Raw genomic sequence first — 17,921 nt, forward strand, 5'->3', positions numbered from 1 at the left:
TTCCCTGCCCATTAAAGTCTTACTTTTTAGCACGCTCTTCGAGCATGGCTACTGCTGGCAGGACTTTGCCTTCCACGAATTCGAGGAACGCGCCGCCGCCAGTAGAGATGTAGGAGATTTTGTCAGCAATGCCGAACAGGTCGATTGCTGCCAGGGTGTCACCGCCGCCTGCGATAGAGAATGCTTCGCTGTCTGCAATGGCATTAGCAACGATTTCAGTACCTTTGCGGAAGTTCGGGAATTCGAACACGCCAACCGGGCCGTTCCACAGAATGGTTTTCGCATTCTTCAGGATGTCAGCCAGCTGCTGTGCAGAAGCGTCGCCGATATCCAGGATCTGCTCGTCTTCTTTTACATCGCTAACGGATTTCAGGGTTGCCGGTGCGGTTTCAGAGAATTCAGTTGCAACGCGAACGTCGGTTGGGACCGGGATGTCGCAAGTGGTCAGCAGACGCTTAGCTTCGTCAACGAGATCTGCTTCGTACAGGGATTTACCCACGTTGTGGCCTTGAGCAGCAACGAAGGTGTTCGCGATACCACCGCCAACGATCAGCTGGTCAGCGATTTTTGACAGAGAATCAAGAACGGTCAGTTTGGTAGAAACTTTAGAACCACCAACGATAGCAACCATCGGACGAGCAGGTTCTTTCAGTGCTTTACCCAGTGCATCCAGCTCGGCAGCCAGCAGCGGACCTGCACAAGCGACATCGGCGAATTTACCGATACCGTGAGTAGACGCCTGCGCACGGTGAGCAGTACCGAAAGCATCCATTACGAATACGTCGCACAGAGCAGCATATTTTTTGGACAGCGCTTCGTCGTCTTTCTTCTCGCCTTTGTTAAAGCGAACGTTTTCCAGAACAACCAGTTCACCGGCAGCGACTTCAACGCCGTCCAGGTAATCTTTTACCAGGCGAACCGGAGCAGACAGTTTATCTTTCAGATAGTTAACAACCGGCAGCAGAGAGAATTCTTCGTTGTACTCGCCTTCGGTAGGACGACCCAGGTGGGAAGTTACCATCACTTTAGCACCCTGTTTCAGGGCCAGTTCGATGGTCGGCAGGGAAGCACGGATACGCGCATCGCTGGTTACTTTCCCTTCTTTAACTGGTACGTTCAGGTCCGCACGGATAAAAACGCGTTTACCAGCCAGATCCAGATCGGTCATCTTAATTACAGACATGGTGAATCCTCTCGTTGATTCATAAAGTTTTGTCGACGCTCAAGCGTCGAGCCTGAAACCAATAGCAGCCATCGCTAACGTCGTGTCGAGCATACGGTTAGCAAAGCCCCATTCATTATCACACCAGACCAGCGTTTTGATCAGGTGAGCGCCACTCACGCGCGTTTGCGTGCCATCAACTATGGCGCTGTGCGGGTCGTGGTTAAAATCTACTGAGACCAACGGTAATTCCGTATAGTCAACTATACCATGAAATGCACCTTGTGCTGCTTTTTGCAGCAACTGGTTGACTTCACTGGCTTTTACTGGTTTTTTCACCGTCACGCTTAAGTCGATCGCCGTCACATTTATGGTCGGTACACGCACCGCTATCGCTTCAAAACGATCGTTAAACTGCGGGAAAATTCGCGTGATGCCCGCCGCCAGTTTGGTATCAACCGGAATGATCGACTGGCTGGCCGCTCGCGTGCGACGCAGGTCAGGATGATAAGCATCAATAACCTGCTGATCGTGCATCGCGGAGTGGATCGTGGTGACGGTACCAGACTCAATGCCGTAAGCATCATCCAGCAATTTAATGACGGGTATTATGCAATTCGTGGTGCAGGAGGCATTGGAAACGATCCGGTGCTCAGCGCGCAGCTGATCCTGATTAACGCCAAACACAACGGTTGCGTCGATGTCGTGACTACCAGGATGTGAAAAGAGCACTTTCTTTGCGCCGGCGGCAATATGCGCCTCGCCGTGTTCGCGGCTGCCGAAGACCCCCGTACAATCCAGCACAACGTCGACACCCAGTTCGCGCCACGGAAGCGCATCGAGCGTTCGCTCATGCAGAATACGGATCGCGTCATCGCCAACGATGAGCTGGTCTCGTTCCTGACGAACATCCCAGGCAAAACGCCCATGGCTGGTGTCATATTTCAACAAATGCGCCATGCCTGCAGCATCCGCCAGTTCGTTGATTGCCACCACGGTGATTTCCGCCCGACGCCCGGATTCATATAAAGCACGAACCACGTTGCGTCCGATGCGACCGAAACCATTAATCGCTACGCGTACGGTCATAGGTCTCCTGCAAGGATTTCTCAGAAACGATGTGGCAGACAGAGTAATGCAGCAAATCGCTCAGGGAAACCTTACCTGTCGCAAACTGCGACTAATTGGTTAATTGTCGAACATTTAATCGACTGAAACGCTTCAGCTAGAATAAGCGAAACGCGGAATAAAAGGAATGATTGTCCAGCAACAGAACACAGTTATCTGACTTACGTCACATTTTAACGTCCTTCAACGCGACTTTTATTCCATATTCCAGAATTACGAATAACCGTAGCAAGATTATTTCGTTGCCATGTCACAAATCCTGATTTATATCAGAAAGCTCCCTAACCCGCGTCTATATTATCAGCGCAACGTCCGAGTCTCGGAGTCCCTCAACTATGGCAACATTCTATCCCCAACCCTCTGAAGCTCGCTTTCATGCGCTGCGTTTATTACCGGGCCAGGAAGTCTTTTCAGAGCTACACGCTTTTATCCAGCAACATCAGCTACAGGCAGCCTGGATAGCGGGTTGCACCGGCAGTTTGACCAACATTGCTCTGCGCTTCGCCGGACGTGAAGAAACCACATTACTTACGGGTACGTGGGAAATTATCTCTCTGAACGGCACACTAGAACTTACCGGCGAGCATCTCCATCTGGCGGTTGCTGACCCACACGGCGCGATGCTGGGCGGACACATGATGCCGGGCTGTACCGTGCGAACCACGCTGGAGCTGGTGATTGGCGAGTTGACGTCTCTGGCATTCAGCCGTCAGCCCTGCGCCGTTTCCGGTTATGACGAACTGGTTATTTCATCCCGCTAACGCTTCACTTATACGAGGTCTTTTATGGCGCGTCGCCAATTTTCCAGCCAGTCTCTGGTTCTTATTGTCATTGCTATCGCCATCAACATGGTCGGTGGGCAGCTTATCAGCATGTTGAAATTACCTATTTTTCTCGACTCGATTGGCACGTTGATCAGCGCGGTGCTGTTAGGCCCGGTTGTGGGGATGCTAACCGGATTACTCACTAACCTGTTGTGGGGGTTACTGACCGATCCGATCGCCGCCGCCTTTGCGCCCGTCGCCATGGTTATTGGACTGGTCGCCGGTTGGCTGGCACGGGCAGGATGGTTTCGCACCTTACCCAAAGTCGTGGTCAGCGGCGTAATTATCACGCTTGCCGTGACCCTCGTTGCCGTGCCGATTCGCACGACTCTGTTCGGCGGTGTCACCGGCAGCGGTGCGGATCTTTTTGTCGCCTGGATGCACTCGGTCGGTCAGAACCTGGTGGAGTCCGTCGCCATTACCGTCATCGGAGCGAATCTGGTCGATAAAATCCTTACGGCAATCATCGTCTGGGTGCTGCTGCGACAACTTCCGCTGCGCACCACGCGCCATTTCCCTACGATGTCTGCCGTGCGTTAAATGCATCCGTTTACGTCGTTAACTCTGTGGGCGCTTGCCGCCTGCTCCACGCTCCTGCTGCCAGCCGGAGTGCCGCTCAGCTTGTACAGCGCCGCGACGTTTGTCGGTTTGCTATGTATGAAGGCTACGCGGTCGCGGGCGAAATACGTACTCTGGCTGATGATCCCCTTAGGACTGGGGCTATGGCTGGTACACGGCGGATGGCTTACCGAGTGGATTAGCGGGCAGCCGCGCGCACCAGAACGCTGGGCCGATGCCGTTACGCTCTGGCTGCGGATCCTGGCCATTGTGTCGACATCGCAGATGTGGATGCAGTACGTGCCGGTTGCGCGTTTTATGCGCGCCCTGTTTGCTTCACGCCTGCCGCCAGGCGTTGCCTATCTGTTTGCAGGCCCGCTGCTGGTGGTTGAACAGCTCAAACGCCAGTTGGCGATTATTCACGAGGCTCAGCGCGCACGCGGCGTACCGCTGGATGAATCCTGGTACCAACGTTTACGCGCTATGCCGGCATTAATTGTGCCGCTCACCCATAACGCGCTCAATAACCTGGCCGTTCGCGGTGCAGCACTCGATATGCGCGGATTTCGCCTGCATCGCACTCGCACCACGCTGTGGGCGCCGCCAGACAGCACCTTACAACGTCTGGCCCGCTACGGTATGGTGGTTCTAATGGCGGTTGAGACAGGAGTCTGGATATGGTTACGTTAGAGCAGTTTCGCTATATTCCGACGCACGCTATGCGGCCATCCGCCTATTACGATTTCCATTACGCCAGGCCTGGTATGGTGGCTATTTTTGGTGAGAACGGCAGCGGGAAAAGTACGCTGGCACAGCTGATGGCTGGCTGGTACCCCGACTTCCTTCCGGGAGAAATTGAGGGCACAGGCACGCTACTGGGTAATCCCATCGGGAAACTGTCGCTGGTCGAGCAGTCGAGTACCATCCAGCTTGTGCAGCAGTCACCTTACCTGCAGCTTTCAGGTTGTACTTTCAGCGTGGAGGAAGAAGTGGCGTTTGGCCCGGAAAATCTCTGCCTTACCGAGACTGAAATTATGCAGCGCATAGATGCCGCCCTTACGCTGACGGAATGTCAGCCTCTGCGCCATCGTCATCCCGGCACCCTTTCCGGCGGGGAAACCCAGCGGGTAGTCATTGCCAGCGCACTCGCCATGCAGCCGAAAATATTGCTTCTGGATGAAGCGTTCAGTCGCCTGACGGCGCAAGCCACGGCAATGCTGCTGGCTCGACTGCAGCAGTGGGCACAGGAACAGCATGCTTTGGTGATACTTTTCGAACGCAACCCTTCACCTTTTCTCAGCTACTGTCAGCAGGCATGGCAGCTACGCGACGGAGCATTGTCATCACTATGCTAACGCTAAACCAGGTCAGCTATCGCTGGCCGAACGCCGCCGATGACTGTTTACGCAATATTTCGCTGGAACTCCAGGAGGGGGAATGGCTGGCGCTAACGGGCGATAATGGCGCAGGAAAATCCACGCTTTTGCGCATCATGGCCGGGCTACTGACGCCCTCATCCGGCACAATAACCGTTCAAAATCGTGCGATTGCGCAACTGAAAAACCGGGAGCGCGCCAGGGTGCTCGGCGTACTGTTTCAGGAAGCGGAGAATCAAATCTTTCACAGCAAGGTTGCAGAGGAAGTGGCCTTCGGATTACGGCTACAGAAGCTTCCGGCGACTGAAATTGCGCAACGCACGATGGCGGCGCTGCGATTATGTCAGTTAGAGGATGTCGCCGACGCGCACCCGCTCGATCTGCATACTGCACAACGACGTATGATTGCCGTCGCCAGTCTGGAAGCCCTCGAACCTGCTATTCTACTGCTGGATGAGCCCAGCCGGGACTTTGATGCGCACTGGCTTGGCGTCTTTGAAAACTGGCTGGCAGTGTGTCGTACGCGTGGCGCCAGCGTTGTGGCGATCAGTCATGACGCAGCATTTACGCAGCGCCATTTTTCGCGCGTAGTACGTCTTGAAGCAGGTCAGCTACGCACGTAACTACCCTGATAAGCAAAAAAACGGGCCGCCTGAGCGACCCGTTTTCACCTGTAATCGAAATTACAGCAGTTCTTTTGCTTTCGCGACCACGTTGTCTACGGTGAAGCCGAATTCTTCAAACAGCAGTTCTGCCGGTGCAGACTCACCAAAGGTAGTCATACCGACGATAGCGCCGTTCAGGCCCACGTATTTGAACCAGTAGTCAGCAATGCCAGCTTCGATAGCGACGCGAGCAGAGACGGCTTTCGGCAGTACGGATTCACGGTAAGCCGCATCCTGCTTGTCGAATGCATCGGTAGACGGCATGGAAACCACGCGCGCTTTCACGCCTTCAGCGGTCAGTTTGTCCCAGGCAGCCACGGCAAGTTCAACTTCAGAACCGGTGGCGATGAAGATCAGTTCCGGCTGACCCGCGCAATCTTTCAGCACGTAGCCACCGCGAGCGATGTTCGCCAGCTGCTCTGCGGTACGTTCCTGCTGTGCCAGGTTCTGACGGGAGAGGATCAGCGCGGTCGGGCCGTCCTGACGCTCAACACCGTATTTCCATGCTACTGCGGATTCAACCTGGTCACACGGACGCCATGTGCTCATGTTCGGGGTCACACGCAGAGAAGCAACCTGCTCTACCGGCTGGTGAGTCGGGCCATCTTCACCCAGACCGATAGAGTCGTGAGTATAGACCATCACCTGACGCTGTTTCATCAACGCAGCCATACGCACCGCGTTACGGGCATATTCCACGAACATCAGGAAGGTGGAGGTGTACGGCAGGAAACCACCGTGCAGGGAAATACCGTTGGCGATAGCGGTCATACCGAATTCACGTACACCGTAATGGATGTAGTTACCGGCAGTATCTTCGTTGATGGCCTTAGAACCAGACCACAGAGTCAGGTTAGACGGTGCCAGGTCAGCAGAGCCGCCGAGGAATTCAGGAAGCCAAGGACCGAAGGCTTCAATCGCGTTCTGAGACGCTTTACGGCTGGCGATTTTCGCCGGATTAGCCTGCAGCTTAGCAATGAATTCGTTGGCTTTCGCGTCGAAGTCAGACGGCATTTCACCTTTCATACGACGGGTGAATTCAGCAGCTTCCTGCGGGAAAGCTTTGGCATAAGCAGCAAACTTCTCGTTCCATGCGGCTTCTTTTGCCTGGCCGGCTTCTTTCGCATCCCACTGCGCGTAGATTTCAGACGGGATTTCGAACGGCGCGTATTTCCAGCCCAGCTGTTCGCGGGTCAGTGCGATTTCTGCATCGCCCAGCGGTGCACCGTGAGAGTCGTGGGTACCGGCTTTGTTCGGAGAACCGAAACCGATGATGGTTTTGCACATCAGCAAGGACGGTTTGTCGGTCACTGCGCGTGCTTCTTCAACAGCGCGTTTAATGGCGTCAGCATCGTGACCATCTACACCACGAATCACGTGCCAGCCGTAAGCTTCGAAACGCTTCGCGGTGTCATCGGTGAACCAGCCTTCAACGTGGCCATCGATAGAGATGCCGTTGTCATCGTAGAACGCAACCAGTTTACCCAGTTTCAGCGTACCGGCCAGGGAACATACCTCGTGAGAGATACCTTCCATCATGCAGCCGTCGCCCATGAAAGCATAGGTGAAGTGGTCAACGATGTCGTGACCAGGACGGTTAAACTGCGCCGCCAGCGTTTTTTCAGCGATAGCCATACCCACTGCATTCGCAATGCCCTGACCCAAAGGACCGGTCGTGGTTTCAACACCCGCCGTGTAACCCACTTCCGGGTGACCCGGCGTTTTGGAGTGTAGCTGACGGAAGTTCTGCAGCTCGGACATCGGCAGATCATAGCCGGTGAGGTGCAGCAGGCTGTAAATCAGCATTGAACCGTGGCCGTTAGACAGCACGAAGCGGTCACGGTCAGCCCAGGACGGGTTAGTCGGGTTGTGGTTCAGGAAATCACGCCACAGGACTTCGGCAATGTCAGCCATACCCATCGGGGCACCCGGGTGACCGGATTTGGCTTTCTGTACTGCGTCCATGCTCAGCGCACGAATAGCATTGGCAAGCTCTTTACGTGAGGACATTTTGACTCCAGATCGGATAATGAAGGCCACGCCCTAAACGACTTGACGACAGCGCGTTTTGGGCTACGCCGGAAAAAAGTGCCAACAATGTAACCCAAGCCGCGTGTCATGTACATGGAGCATCCTTTTGCCGCTTCAGAAATCTCTGGATCATGCGCGCAAGTTGCGCAATCTTCTCGCCCGCTTATTGTTCTTTTCTTTATACTTAGGCCGAGCGTCGGTTCACCTGTAAACGACGCATTTTTTAGAATAATCCTGACCTTGTGCGGAAGAGAAAAAATGAAAATTCGCGCTTTACTGCTTGCTACGAGCATGGCGGCGGCATTGACCGGCTGCCAGAACATGGACTCAAACGGACTGCTTTCCTCAGGCGCAGAGGCTTTCCAGGCCTACAGTCTGAGCGATGCGCAGGTAAAAGCGCTGAGCGATCAGGCCTGTAAGGATATGGACAGCAAAGCTACCATCGCCCCGGCTGGCAGCGAGTATGCAACGCGTCTTGGCAAAATCGCCGCCGCGCTTGGCGATAACATTAACGGCCAGCCGGTGAACTACAAAGTGTATATGGCGAAAGATGTGAATGCTTTTGCCATGGCGAACGGCTGTATCCGCGTATACAGCGGCCTGATGGATATGATGACCGACAACGAAGTCGAAGCGGTGATCGGCCACGAAATGGGTCACGTTGCGCTGGGTCACGTGAAAAAAGGGATGCAGGTTGCGCTGGGTACGAACGCCGTGCGCGCAGCTGCGGCTTCCGCTGGCGGTATTGTCGGCAGCCTGTCGCAGTCGCAATTGGGCGATCTTGGCGAGAAACTGGTGAACTCGCAGTTCTCCCAGCGTCAGGAATCCGAAGCGGATGATTACTCGTATGATCTGTTGCGCAAACGAGGGATCAATCCGGCAGGCTTAGCCACCAGTTTTGAGAAACTGGCAAAACTGGAAGCAGGACGTCAAAGCTCAATGTTTGACGATCACCCGGCATCCGCAGAACGTGCGCAACATATTCGCGATCGCATGAGCGCAGACGGGATCAAATAATCTTCGAACAGTGCCGGATGGCGGCGTGAACGCCTTATCCGGCCTACAGAATGACAAATTTAGTCCAGCGATCGGGCGTTATTGGCGAAGTCAGTTTGAGACCGGACAGCGCACAGCCACCGGAGCGTACACGTAGTACGTGAGGATGGCGAGCACTGCCCGGGTTCAAAATGGCGAGTAAAATAGCCCGAAACCGTTACTCGCCTTTTTTCGCCGCCTGGATGTACAACATCTCCAACGCTAACGTTGCCGCCGCCAGTGCGGTGATCTCTGACTGATCGTAGGCCGGAGCCACTTCAACAACATCCATCCCGACGATGTTCAGATCTTTCAGACCACGTACCAGTTTTATCGCGCGATCGGACGTCAGGCCGCCGATCACTGGCGTACCGGTTCCTGGTGCAAACGCCGGATCCAGACAGTCGATATCAAAAGTCAGGTATACCGGCATATCACCGACAATCTGCTTAACCTGAGCGATAATGTCATCAACGCTGCGGTCGTTAACCTGGCATGCATCCAGCACGGTAAAACCGTTGTCTTTGTCGAACTCGGTACGAATACCGATCTGCACAGAGTGATTCGGATCGATCAGACCTTCGTTCGGCGCAGTGTAGAACATGGTACCGTGGTCGAATTCGCAGCCGTTCGCGTAGGTGTCGGTGTGAGCATCAAAGTGCACCAGCGCCATTTTACCAAAGTGTTTAGCGTGCGCGCGCAGCAGCGGCAGCGTGACGAAGTGGTCGCCGCCAAAGGAGAGCATGCGCTTACCGGCAGACAGCAGCTTCTCAGCATGCGCCTGCAGTTTTTCACTCATTTCACGCGCATCCCCGAACGCATAAACCAGATCGCCGCAGTCCACCACGTTCAGGCGCTCGCGCATATCGAAGTTCCACGGGAAGCGGTTGTGCTCCCAGGCCAGGTTGGTGGAAACCTGACGGATTGCCGCCGGACCATGACGCCCGCCCGCACGACCAGACGTTGCCATATCAAACGGTACACCGGTGATCACCCAGTCGGCGTCGCTGTCGTAGGGCATAAAGTTCATCGGCAGACGCAAAAAACCAAAGGCGTTAGAAACCAGGGAGTTGTCGTATTGATGACCTAAGGTGCTCATGTACTGACCTCTTTTAAAATCGGTGAAAAAAAATCCCCTCCGCGTCGTTAAGCCCGACGAGGAAGGGATTGATTTACGTGACTACTTGTATGGGCGAATTATCGCCGTTAATTTGCCCAGGTTCAAGCGAACCCGAGCAGCCTTACTCGTCTTCGAGATAAGTGTATCCGTACAAACCTGCTTCGAACTCTTCGAGGAATTGCTGTTGCAACTCAGCATCCAGATCGGTTTTTTTCACCTGGTCACGGAACTGCGTCAGCAGGGTGTTCGGATCCAACTGCACATACTGCAGCATATCCGCCACGGTATCGCCTTCATCAGAAAGCTCTACTTCCACGCTACCGTCGGGGAAGACGAACACGTCAACCGCTTCGGTATCACCGAACAGGTTGTGCATGTTGCCGAGGATCTCCTGGTACGCGCCCACCATAAAGAAGCCCAGCATCGGCGGATTTTCCGGGTCGTATTCCGGCATCGGCATGGTCGTCGCAATCCCATCGCCGTCAACGTAATGGTCGATAGCACCATCGGAGTCACAGGTAATATCCAATAGCACCGCACGACGCTCTGGCACCTGATTCAGTCCTTCGAGCGGCAGTACCGGGAACAGTTGATCGATCCCCCATGCATCCGGCATCGACTGGAACAGGGAGAAGTTGACGTAAATCTTATCCGCCATACGCTCCTGCAGCTCGTCGATAATCGGACGGTGCGCGCGGTTGCTCGGGTCGAGCTGTTTCTGCACGTCATGGCACATGTTCAGATACAACTGCTCTGCCCACGCACGCTCCTGCAGGCTGAAGGTGCCTGAAGAGTAACCCACGTGAATATCATGCAGATCCATCTGGCTGTCGTGCAGCCATTCGCGCAGCGAACGACGGGTTCCCGGCTCGTGCATCTCTTGCCAGGTTTCCCACATGCTTTGCAGGGCACGCGGTGCATCTTCAGCCGGCGGTGTGGCTTCGGTATGTTCGCTACGCTCAACGCCGATAATGTTAGACACCAGCACAGTATGATGCGCGGTAACCGCACGACCAGACTCGGTGATGACCGTCGGATGCGGCAAGCCATGCTCTTCACAGGCATCGCCAATCGCCCAAATGATATTGTTGGCGTATTCGTTCAGGCCGTAGTTTACGGAGCAGTCAGACTGCGAACGGGTACCTTCGTAGTCCACGCCCAGACCACCGCCGACGTCGAAGCACTGGATATTCACGCCCAGCTTGTGCAGCTCAACGTAGAAACGCGCTGATTCACGTACGCCGGTGGCGATATCACGAATGTTCGCCATCTGCGAACCGAGGTGGAAGTGCAGCAACTGAATGCTGTCCAGACGACCGCGCTCGCGCAAAATTTCCACCAGCTGCAGCACCTGGTTTGCCGCCAGGCCGAATTTTGATTTCTCGCCACCGGAAGACTGCCATTTACCGGACCCCTGCGACGCCAGACGCGCACGCACGCCCAGACGCGGAACCACATTCAGGCGTTCAGCTTCATCCAGCACGATAGCGATTTCAGACATCTTCTCGATGACCAGATAGACCTTATGGCCCATCTTCTCGCCAATCAACGCCAGACGGATGTATTCACGGTCTTTATAGCCGTTACACACGATCACGCTACGGGTCATTCCGGCATGGGCCAAAACGGCCATCAGTTCAGCTTTGGAACCGGCTTCCAGCCCCAGCGGTTCGCCGGAGTGGATCAGCGATTCAATCACGCGACGATGCTGGTTGACCTTGATTGGGTAAACGAGGAAATAGTCGCCGTTGTAACCGTAAGATTCACGGGCGCGTTTAAACGCGGCGTTAATCGAACGCAGTCGGTGTTGCAGGATCTGCGGGAAGCAGAATAATGCAGGCAGACGCTGGCCCTGCGCTTCACGGGCTTTCACCAACTCAGCAAGGTCAACGCGCGCTTCTGGTACGTCCGGATCCGGGCACACGCTGATGTGGCCCAGCTCATTGACGTCATAGTAGTTATTACCCCACCAGGCAATATTGTAAGTACGCAGCATCTTGCTGGCTTCCTCGGAACTCATTGCAACCTCCTGCATGGAGCGTAGTACACCGTGTTCGCCTGCTGACGAAGGCGAACCCAAAGAAATGTCGTCAGACATAGCGAACCTCAATTTTATTAACAAGTGTAAAACAGTTGACTACTATCGCAATCCATAGACGCGATAACAACCCAAATACAGGCAGAATTTCCAGCAGATAGTGCTGACGCTCCGACTGTGCGACCGGTTTCTTTTTCATATCAATGTAAACACGTAACCGAACTTAATGCTGACGGTTCGGCGAAACCACGAGAAAACTCTTGTTTACCAAGAGCGCCCTTGTTCAGTTCTTAGTGACCGTTACCGGCTCTTGAGTCCTGAGAAGCGCCGAGATGGGTATAACATCGGCAGGTATGCAAGATGCAGATTGCGGGGGACATATGTACACCAGAACGGTGCGACAGATTCAGCAGAATACAACAGTTCATTATCTCGTATCACCTCCACGGTTGCTCCTGACGGAACGAACCCACAAGCCAAAGCTAAAGTGTTAACCCGGCTGGAAGTGGCAACACGATGAAAACGTCGTGTGCTTTTGTATGAGCCGCGCGCCGCGTTTTATACCCATAAGGAAGTCAAAAAGCAAAAGATAAATGCGCGCATTGCCAGCACCGTCAGGAAAAATTTCCAGTTACATTTTCAGTACAATGCGACCTCAATCAAAAAAAGCTGGAAATCAGGCGAAGAACTGCCCTAAAATAGCCGTCCAGATGTTAATCCATCTATACCGATTAACACTCAGACTGCCAGTGTCCGTCATCTGCAGACTCATGGTAGAATCTTCTACACATGGCTATTCCACTCGACAGTTTGAGCTAACTAAATATTCCTTAGGTGAAATTAAATATGGCAAAACACCTTTTTACGTCCGAGTCCGTATCAGAAGGGCATCCTGACAAAATCGCTGACCAAATCTCTGATGCCGTGCTGGATGCAATCCTCGAGCAGGATCCGAAAGCACGCGTAGCCTGCGAAACCTATGTCAAAACCGGTATGGTTTTAGTTGGCGGTGAGATCACTACCAGCGCCTGGGTAGATATCGAAGAGATCACGCGTAACACGGTTCGCGAAATTGGCTATGTGCATTCCGACATGGGCTTTGACGCCAACTCTTGCGCGGTTCTGAGCGCCATCGGTAAGCAGTCTCCGGATATCAACCAGGGTGTTGACCGCGCGGATCCGCTGGAACAAGGCGCTGGCGACCAGGGCCTGATGTTTGGTTATGCAACCAATGAAACCGACGTGCTGATGCCTGCGCCAATCACCTACGCGCATCGTCTGGTACAGCGTCAGGCTGAAGTACGCAAAAACGGTACTCTGCCGTGGCTGCGCCCGGATGCAAAAAGCCAGGTTACCTTCCAGTATGACGACGGCAAAATCGTCGGTATTGATGCCGTGGTTCTGTCGACTCAGCATGCTGAAGATATCGACCAGAAATCTCTGCAAGAAGCTGTCATGGAAGAGATCATCAAGCCGGTACTGCCGACTGAATGGCTGAGCGCTGCGACCAAATTCTTCATCAACCCAACCGGTCGTTTTGTGATCGGCGGTCCGATGGGCGACTGTGGCCTGACAGGTCGTAAAATCATCGTTGATACCTACGGCGGCATGGCGCGTCACGGCGGCGGTGCATTCTCTGGTAAGGATCCATCTAAAGTTGACCGTTCTGCAGCCTATGCAGCTCGTTACGTCGCGAAAAACATTGTTGCCGCTGGTCTGGCTGACCGTTGTGAGATTCAGGTTTCCTACGCCATCGGCGTGGCTGAACCGACCTCTATCATGGTAGAAACGTTCGGTACTGAAAAAGTGCCTTCTGAGCAACTGACCCTGCTGGTGCGCGAGTTCTTCGACCTGCGTCCGTATGGCCTGATTCAGATGCTGGATCTGCTGCACCCGATCTACAAAGAAACCGCAGCTTACGGTCACTTTGGCCGCGAACATTTCCCATGGGAAAAAACCGACAAAGCGCAGTTGCTGCGTGACGCTGCAGGTCTGAAGTAATTCCCTCACGGCTCAACGCTTATGAAGACCAGCCTCGCGCTGGTCTTTTTTTATTCCCCAATTTTCCCCCCAACGCCTCGTCACCTGAACAATGCAGTGAAGCGTTCCTCTAACAACAATGAAAGCGATTACATAGCACCGATTTTCTATCCACAACAAGTTAACATCTCTTTTCCGTCAAGCTTGCGTCACTGTTACATTATTTTTCAGGATCGTCTTAATTCCAGGCAATTAACCATATTTAATCGTATTATAAAATGTTAATTTTCAAATAGTTAATCAATAATCGTGATAAATGCCAGTGTAACCGATTACACTAATGTGATGTGATTCGCATTTTTTTACCCCGTACTCACCTACCCTTAACATCAACAAAACTAGCTACCCAACCGGAGGGCATCATGCCTGACAATAAAAAAACGGGGCGTTCCAACAAAGCCATGACATTTTTTGTCTGCTTTCTTGCAGCCCTGGCTGGATTACTTTTTGGCCTGGATATCGGTGTTATTGCCGGTGCTTTACCGTTCATTACCGACGAGTTCCAAATTACCCCCACACTCAGGAATGGGTGGTGAGTTCGATGATGTTTGGTGCTGCCGTGGGTGCCGTCGGCAGCGGTTGGCTCTCCTTCAAACTGGGGCGTAAAAAGAGTCTGATGATCGGCGCAATCCTGTTTGTTGCCGGTTCACTGTTCTCCGCCGCGGCGCCAAACGTTGAAGTGCTGCTGGTTTCCCGCGTGCTGCTCGGCCTGGCGGTGGGCGTTGCGTCTTATACCGCGCCGCTGTACCTGTCTGAAATTGCCCCGGAAAAAATTCGTGGCAGTATGATCTCTATGTATCAGCTGATGATCACCATCGGTATTTTGGGTGCGTATCTTTCCGATACGGCGTTTAGCTACAGCGGCGCATGGCGCTGGATGCTGGGCGTGATCATCATCCCTGCCCTGCTGCTGCTGGTTGGCGTTATCTTCCTGCCGGACAGCCCACGCTGGTTTGCTGCTAAACGTCGTTTTGTCGATGCTGAACGTGTTCTGTTGCGTCTGCGTGATACCAGCGCAGAAGCCAAACGCGAGCTGGATGAAATTCGTGAAAGCCTGCAGGTGAAGCAGAGCGGCTGGGCGCTGTTTAAAGAAAACAGCAACTTCCGCCGCGCGGTATTCCTTGGCGTCCTGTTACAGGTGATGCAGCAGTTCACCGGGATGAACGTCATTATGTATTACGCACCGAAAATCTTTGAGCTGGCGGGCTACACCAACACCACCGAGCAGATGTGGGGGACTGTTATCGTCGGTCTGACCAACGTGCTGGCAACCTTTATCGCCATTGGCCTGGTTGACCGTTGGGGCCGCAAGCCTACGCTGATCCTCGGCTTTATCGTCATGGCCGTCGGTATGGGCGTGCTGGGCACGATGATGCACGTGGGTATTCACTCGGCGGCCGCGCAATACTTCGCTGTACTGATGCTGCTGATGTTTATCGTTGGCTTTGCCATGAGCGCCGGTCCGCTGATTTGGGTACTGTGCTCTGAAATCCAGCCGCTGAAAGGCCGCGATTTCGGTATCACCTGCTCTACCGCAACCAACTGGATTGCCAATATGATCGTCGGTGCAACCTTCCTGACGATGCTGAACTCGCTGGGCAGCGCCAATACTTTCTGGGTCTACGGTGGTCTGAACGTCCTGTTCATCTTCCTGACCCTGTGGCTGATTCCGGAAACTAAAAACGTCTCTCTGGAACACATTGAACGTAACCTGATGAAAGGTCGTAAACTGCGCGAAATTGGCGCACACGACTAATCACGAAAAGCTTCCTCCCCCGCGGGAGGAAGCCTTCCTCTTGCAGTCCCTTCCCTGTCGCACTATCCTCTGGCGTTATGAAAACCTCCCGTCTCCCTATCGCCATCCAGCAAGCCGTTATGCGTAGCCTGCGGGAAAAACTCGCTCAGGCCAATCTCAAGCTCGAACGCAATTACCCGGAACCTAAGCTGGTGTACCAACAGCGCGGCACCGCTGCAGGCACCGCGTGGTTACAAACCTACGAAATCCGCCTCAATCCGGTACTACTGATGGAAAATGTCGACGCATTCGTGAATGAGGTGGTGCCCCATGAACTGGCGCATTTACTGGTGTGGAAATACTTTGGTCGCGTGCCGCCGCACGGCAAAGAGTGGAAATGGATGATGGAGAGCGTGCTGGGCGTGCCAGCCCGACGCACACATCAGTTCGAACTGCAATCCGTGCAGCGTAAGACCTTTACTTACCGCTGCAAGTGTCAGGAACACCAACTGACCGTACGCCGCCATAACCGCGTGATACGCGGCGAAGCCACCTACCGCTGCGTTCACTGCGGCGAACCACTGATTGCAGAATAATCTTCAGAATTATCAGGAACTTTTCTGATCTAACTGATTGCATACAGGAATGACTTTCGCTACGTTGCGGGCTCGTTTTGACACGGAGTTCGTGATGTACCGTAATCTTTCTTTTGCAGCCGCCCTGTTAGCCGCTGCGTTTTCAGGCCCGGCTTTAGCCGAAGGCATCAATAGTTTTTCCCAGGCAAAAGCCGCTGGCGTCAAAGTTAACGCCGATGCGCCAGGCGATTTCTACTGTGGTTGCAAAATTAACTGGCAAGGCAAAAAAGGGGTCGTGGACCTCGAATCCTGCGGCTATAAAGTGCGAAAAAACGAAAACCGCGCCAGTCGAATTGAATGGGAACACGTTGTCCCCGCCTGGCAGTTTGGTCATCAGCGCCAGTGCTGGCAGGACGGGGGGCGTAAAAACTGCGCTAAAGATCCGGTCTATCGCAAAATGGAAAGCGATATGCATAACCTGCAGCCTGCGGTAGGTGAAGTGAATGGCGATCGCGCAAACTTTATGTACAGCCAGTGGAACGGTGGCGAAGGCCAGTACGGACAGTGCGCGATGAAGGTTGATTTCAAAGAGAAAGTTGCCGAGCCGCCTGCCCGCGCACGTGGCGCCATCGCGCGTACCTATTTTTATATGCGCGACCAATACAACCTGACGCTCTCCCGCCAGCAAACCCAGCTTTTTAATGCCTGGAATAAGCAGTATCCGGTCACCGACTGGGAGTGTGAGCGCGACGAACGCATCGCGAAGGTACAGGGGAATCATAACCCTTATGTGCAACGCGCTTGCCAGGCGCAAAAGAGCTAACCTACACTAGCGGCAATATTTTTAACCATGCCCTGGCCTTTAATAGCCCAGGGCCATGACGCGGATGTTTAACTATGCGCATTCCCCGCATTTATCACCCTGAGCCAATCACTTCCGGTAGCCAAATTTCATTGTGTGAGGATGCCGCCAATCATATTGGTCGCGTACTGCGTATGGGGCCAGGCCAGGCGCTGCAGCTATTTGACGGCAGCAATCAGGTATTCGACGCCGAAATTACTCACGCCAGTAAGAAAAGCGTGGAGGTGAAGGTACTTAACGCTGAACCCGACGATCGGGAATCACCGTTGCATATCCACCTGGGCCAGGTAATGTCGCGCGGTGAAAAAATGGAATTTACTATCCAGAAATCGATTGAACTAGGTGTAAGCCTCATTACGCCACTTTTTTCTGAGCGCTGCGGCGTTAAACTGGACAATGAACGCCTGAACAAGAAGCTCCAGCAGTGGCAGAAAATCGCCATTGCCGCCTGCGAACAGTGCGGTCGTAATCGGGTACCTGAAATTCGCCCGGCAATGGATCTGGAAGCATGGTGCGCAGAACAGGACGAAGGGTTGAAGCTGAACCTGCACCCGCGCGCCAGTGCCAGCATCAACACGCTGCCGCTCCCGGTGGAGCGCATCCGCTTGCTGATTGGCCCGGAAGGTGGGCTATCGGCAGATGAAATTGCCATGACCGCACGGTATCAGTTTACTGATATTCTGTTAGGACCTCGCGTTCTGCGTACTGAGACAACTGCGCTCACCGCCATTACCGCGCTACAGGTGCGTTTTGGCGATCTGGGCTAACGGAG

General features: G+C 53.8%; 17 protein-coding genes and 1 pseudogene. 11 read left to right on the forward strand and 7 right to left on the reverse strand.

The window, feature by feature from the left end:
* Positions 1–19: 19 nt before the first annotated feature.
* Both pgk and epd read right to left on the reverse strand, forming a co-directional pair.
* Positions 20–1,183, reverse strand: a complete 1,164-nt coding sequence (gene pgk / locus SK32_RS15790) for a phosphoglycerate kinase (protein ID WP_003027032.1) — start codon at positions 1,181–1,183, stop codon at positions 20–22.
* Between the two features lie 39 nt (positions 1,184–1,222).
* The gene (gene epd / locus SK32_RS15795) at positions 1,223–2,251 is read right to left on the reverse strand and encodes an erythrose-4-phosphate dehydrogenase (RefSeq protein ID WP_003027035.1); all 1,029 of its coding nucleotides are present in this window, start codon (positions 2,249–2,251) and stop codon (positions 1,223–1,225) included.
* Positions 2,252–2,625: 374 nt separating this feature from the next.
* On the opposite strand from epd, the gene SK32_RS15800 reads away from it, so the two are divergent.
* The 5 genes from SK32_RS15800 to SK32_RS15820 are packed head-to-tail and all read left to right on the forward strand — an operon-like array spanning position 2,626 to position 5,671.
* Entirely contained in the window at positions 2,626–3,051 is a 426-nt protein-coding gene (locus SK32_RS15800; protein ID WP_048213185.1) for a PPC domain-containing DNA-binding protein, read from the forward strand.
* A 24-nt stretch (positions 3,052–3,075) separates the two neighbouring features.
* On the forward strand, positions 3,076–3,654 hold the full coding sequence (locus tag SK32_RS15805; RefSeq protein ID WP_003027040.1) for an ECF transporter S component: 579 nt from the start codon (positions 3,076–3,078) through the stop codon (positions 3,652–3,654).
* Entirely contained in the window at positions 3,655–4,362 is a 708-nt protein-coding gene (locus tag SK32_RS15810; protein WP_048213186.1) for an energy-coupling factor transporter transmembrane component T, read from the forward strand. It abuts the gene before it with no gap.
* Entirely contained in the window at positions 4,350–5,027 is a 678-nt protein-coding gene (locus SK32_RS15815) for an ABC transporter ATP-binding protein (protein ID WP_048213187.1), read from the forward strand. Before SK32_RS15810 ends, SK32_RS15815 begins: the two co-directional genes overlap by 13 nt.
* A complete protein-coding gene (locus tag SK32_RS15820) occupies positions 5,021–5,671 on the forward strand; it encodes an ABC transporter ATP-binding protein (RefSeq protein WP_048213188.1) in 651 nt (216 codons plus the stop codon). Before SK32_RS15815 ends, SK32_RS15820 begins: the two co-directional genes overlap by 7 nt.
* A 60-nt stretch (positions 5,672–5,731) precedes the next feature.
* On the opposite strand, the gene tkt is transcribed toward SK32_RS15820, so the two are convergent.
* Positions 5,732–7,723, reverse strand: coding sequence for a transketolase (tkt, locus tag SK32_RS15825; protein WP_048213189.1), 1,992 nt, complete (start codon positions 7,721–7,723; stop codon positions 5,732–5,734).
* Positions 7,724–8,002: 279 nt separating this feature from the next.
* On the opposite strand from tkt, the gene SK32_RS15830 reads away from it, so the two are divergent.
* Positions 8,003–8,761: a metalloprotease LoiP gene (locus tag SK32_RS15830; RefSeq protein WP_003027053.1), complete on the forward strand. Its 759-nt coding sequence runs from the start codon at positions 8,003–8,005 to the stop codon at positions 8,759–8,761.
* 196 nt (positions 8,762–8,957) lie between these two features.
* Here SK32_RS15830 and speB read toward each other — a convergent pair whose 3' ends face one another.
* The 4 genes from speB to SK32_RS26605 form a co-directional block, all read right to left on the reverse strand.
* Positions 8,958–9,878 carry an agmatinase gene (gene speB, locus SK32_RS15835; RefSeq protein WP_003027056.1) on the reverse strand — a complete coding sequence of 307 codons (921 nt, stop codon included), beginning with the start codon at positions 9,876–9,878 and terminating at the stop codon, positions 8,958–8,960.
* A gap of 142 nt (positions 9,879–10,020) precedes the next feature.
* Positions 10,021–11,997 carry a biosynthetic arginine decarboxylase gene (speA, locus tag SK32_RS15840; protein WP_071887384.1) on the reverse strand — a complete coding sequence of 659 codons (1,977 nt, stop codon included), beginning with the start codon at positions 11,995–11,997 and terminating at the stop codon, positions 10,021–10,023.
* The gene (gene yqgB / locus SK32_RS24960; protein ID WP_005123310.1) at positions 11,990–12,136 is read right to left on the reverse strand and encodes an acid stress response protein YqgB; all 147 of its coding nucleotides are present in this window, start codon (positions 12,134–12,136) and stop codon (positions 11,990–11,992) included. The genes speA and yqgB overlap by 8 nt, the downstream gene beginning before the upstream one ends.
* Before the next feature lie 91 nt (positions 12,137–12,227).
* On the reverse strand, positions 12,228–12,365 hold the full coding sequence (locus SK32_RS26605) for a hypothetical protein (RefSeq protein ID WP_269156192.1): 138 nt from the start codon (positions 12,363–12,365) through the stop codon (positions 12,228–12,230).
* 418 nt (positions 12,366–12,783) lie between these two features.
* Here SK32_RS26605 and metK point away from each other — a divergent pair, with 418 nt between their 5' ends.
* The 5 genes and pseudogenes from metK to rsmE all read left to right on the forward strand — a co-directional run bounded on the left by metK (position 12,784) and on the right by rsmE (position 17,916).
* The gene (metK, locus tag SK32_RS15845) at positions 12,784–13,938 is read left to right on the forward strand and encodes a methionine adenosyltransferase (protein WP_040232098.1); all 1,155 of its coding nucleotides are present in this window, start codon (positions 12,784–12,786) and stop codon (positions 13,936–13,938) included.
* A gap of 401 nt (positions 13,939–14,339) precedes the next feature.
* Positions 14,340–15,733 (forward strand): annotated as a pseudogene (galP, locus tag SK32_RS15850) (galactose/proton symporter).
* A gap of 77 nt (positions 15,734–15,810) precedes the next feature.
* On the forward strand, positions 15,811–16,308 hold the full coding sequence (locus SK32_RS15855) for a SprT family zinc-dependent metalloprotease (protein WP_003838223.1): 498 nt from the start codon (positions 15,811–15,813) through the stop codon (positions 16,306–16,308).
* A gap of 94 nt (positions 16,309–16,402) precedes the next feature.
* Positions 16,403–17,110, forward strand: coding sequence for a deoxyribonuclease I (gene endA, locus SK32_RS15860; RefSeq protein ID WP_048213191.1), 708 nt, complete (start codon positions 16,403–16,405; stop codon positions 17,108–17,110).
* A 74-nt stretch (positions 17,111–17,184) separates the two neighbouring features.
* Positions 17,185–17,916: a 16S rRNA (uracil(1498)-N(3))-methyltransferase gene (gene rsmE, locus SK32_RS15865; RefSeq protein ID WP_048213192.1), complete on the forward strand. Its 732-nt coding sequence runs from the start codon at positions 17,185–17,187 to the stop codon at positions 17,914–17,916.
* The last annotated feature ends 5 nt before the right edge of the window (positions 17,917–17,921 follow it).

Source organism: Citrobacter sp. MGH100, from assembly GCF_001034465.1.
Taxonomy (GTDB): Bacteria; Pseudomonadota; Gammaproteobacteria; order Enterobacterales; family Enterobacteriaceae; genus Citrobacter; species Citrobacter youngae.

Excerpts from the sequence above, each read along its gene's own strand:
- pgk (WP_003027032.1), bottom strand. The coding sequence starts at position 1,183 with ATGTCTGTAATTAAGATGACCGATCTGGATCTGGCTGGTAAACGCGTT.
- epd (WP_003027035.1), bottom strand. The coding sequence starts at position 2,251 with ATGACCGTACGCGTAGCGATTAATGGTTTCGGTCGCATCGGACGCAAC.
- SK32_RS15800 (WP_048213185.1), top strand. The coding sequence starts at position 2,626 with ATGGCAACATTCTATCCCCAACCCTCTGAAGCTCGCTTTCATGCGCTG.
- SK32_RS15805 (WP_003027040.1), top strand. The coding sequence starts at position 3,076 with ATGGCGCGTCGCCAATTTTCCAGCCAGTCTCTGGTTCTTATTGTCATT.
- SK32_RS15810 (WP_048213186.1), top strand. The coding sequence starts at position 3,655 with ATGCATCCGTTTACGTCGTTAACTCTGTGGGCGCTTGCCGCCTGCTCC.
- SK32_RS15815 (WP_048213187.1), top strand. The coding sequence starts at position 4,350 with ATGGTTACGTTAGAGCAGTTTCGCTATATTCCGACGCACGCTATGCGG.
- SK32_RS15820 (WP_048213188.1), top strand. The coding sequence starts at position 5,021 with ATGCTAACGCTAAACCAGGTCAGCTATCGCTGGCCGAACGCCGCCGAT.
- tkt (WP_048213189.1), bottom strand. The coding sequence starts at position 7,723 with ATGTCCTCACGTAAAGAGCTTGCCAATGCTATTCGTGCGCTGAGCATG.
- SK32_RS15830 (WP_003027053.1), top strand. The coding sequence starts at position 8,003 with ATGAAAATTCGCGCTTTACTGCTTGCTACGAGCATGGCGGCGGCATTG.
- speB (WP_003027056.1), bottom strand. The coding sequence starts at position 9,878 with ATGAGCACCTTAGGTCATCAATACGACAACTCCCTGGTTTCTAACGCC.
- speA (WP_071887384.1), bottom strand. The coding sequence starts at position 11,997 with ATGTCTGACGACATTTCTTTGGGTTCGCCTTCGTCAGCAGGCGAACAC.
- yqgB (WP_005123310.1), bottom strand. The coding sequence starts at position 12,136 with ATGAAAAAGAAACCGGTCGCACAGTCGGAGCGTCAGCACTATCTGCTG.
- SK32_RS26605 (WP_269156192.1), bottom strand. The coding sequence starts at position 12,365 with ATGAACTGTTGTATTCTGCTGAATCTGTCGCACCGTTCTGGTGTACAT.
- metK (WP_040232098.1), top strand. The coding sequence starts at position 12,784 with ATGGCAAAACACCTTTTTACGTCCGAGTCCGTATCAGAAGGGCATCCT.
- SK32_RS15855 (WP_003838223.1), top strand. The coding sequence starts at position 15,811 with ATGAAAACCTCCCGTCTCCCTATCGCCATCCAGCAAGCCGTTATGCGT.
- endA (WP_048213191.1), top strand. The coding sequence starts at position 16,403 with ATGTACCGTAATCTTTCTTTTGCAGCCGCCCTGTTAGCCGCTGCGTTT.
- rsmE (WP_048213192.1), top strand. The coding sequence starts at position 17,185 with ATGCGCATTCCCCGCATTTATCACCCTGAGCCAATCACTTCCGGTAGC.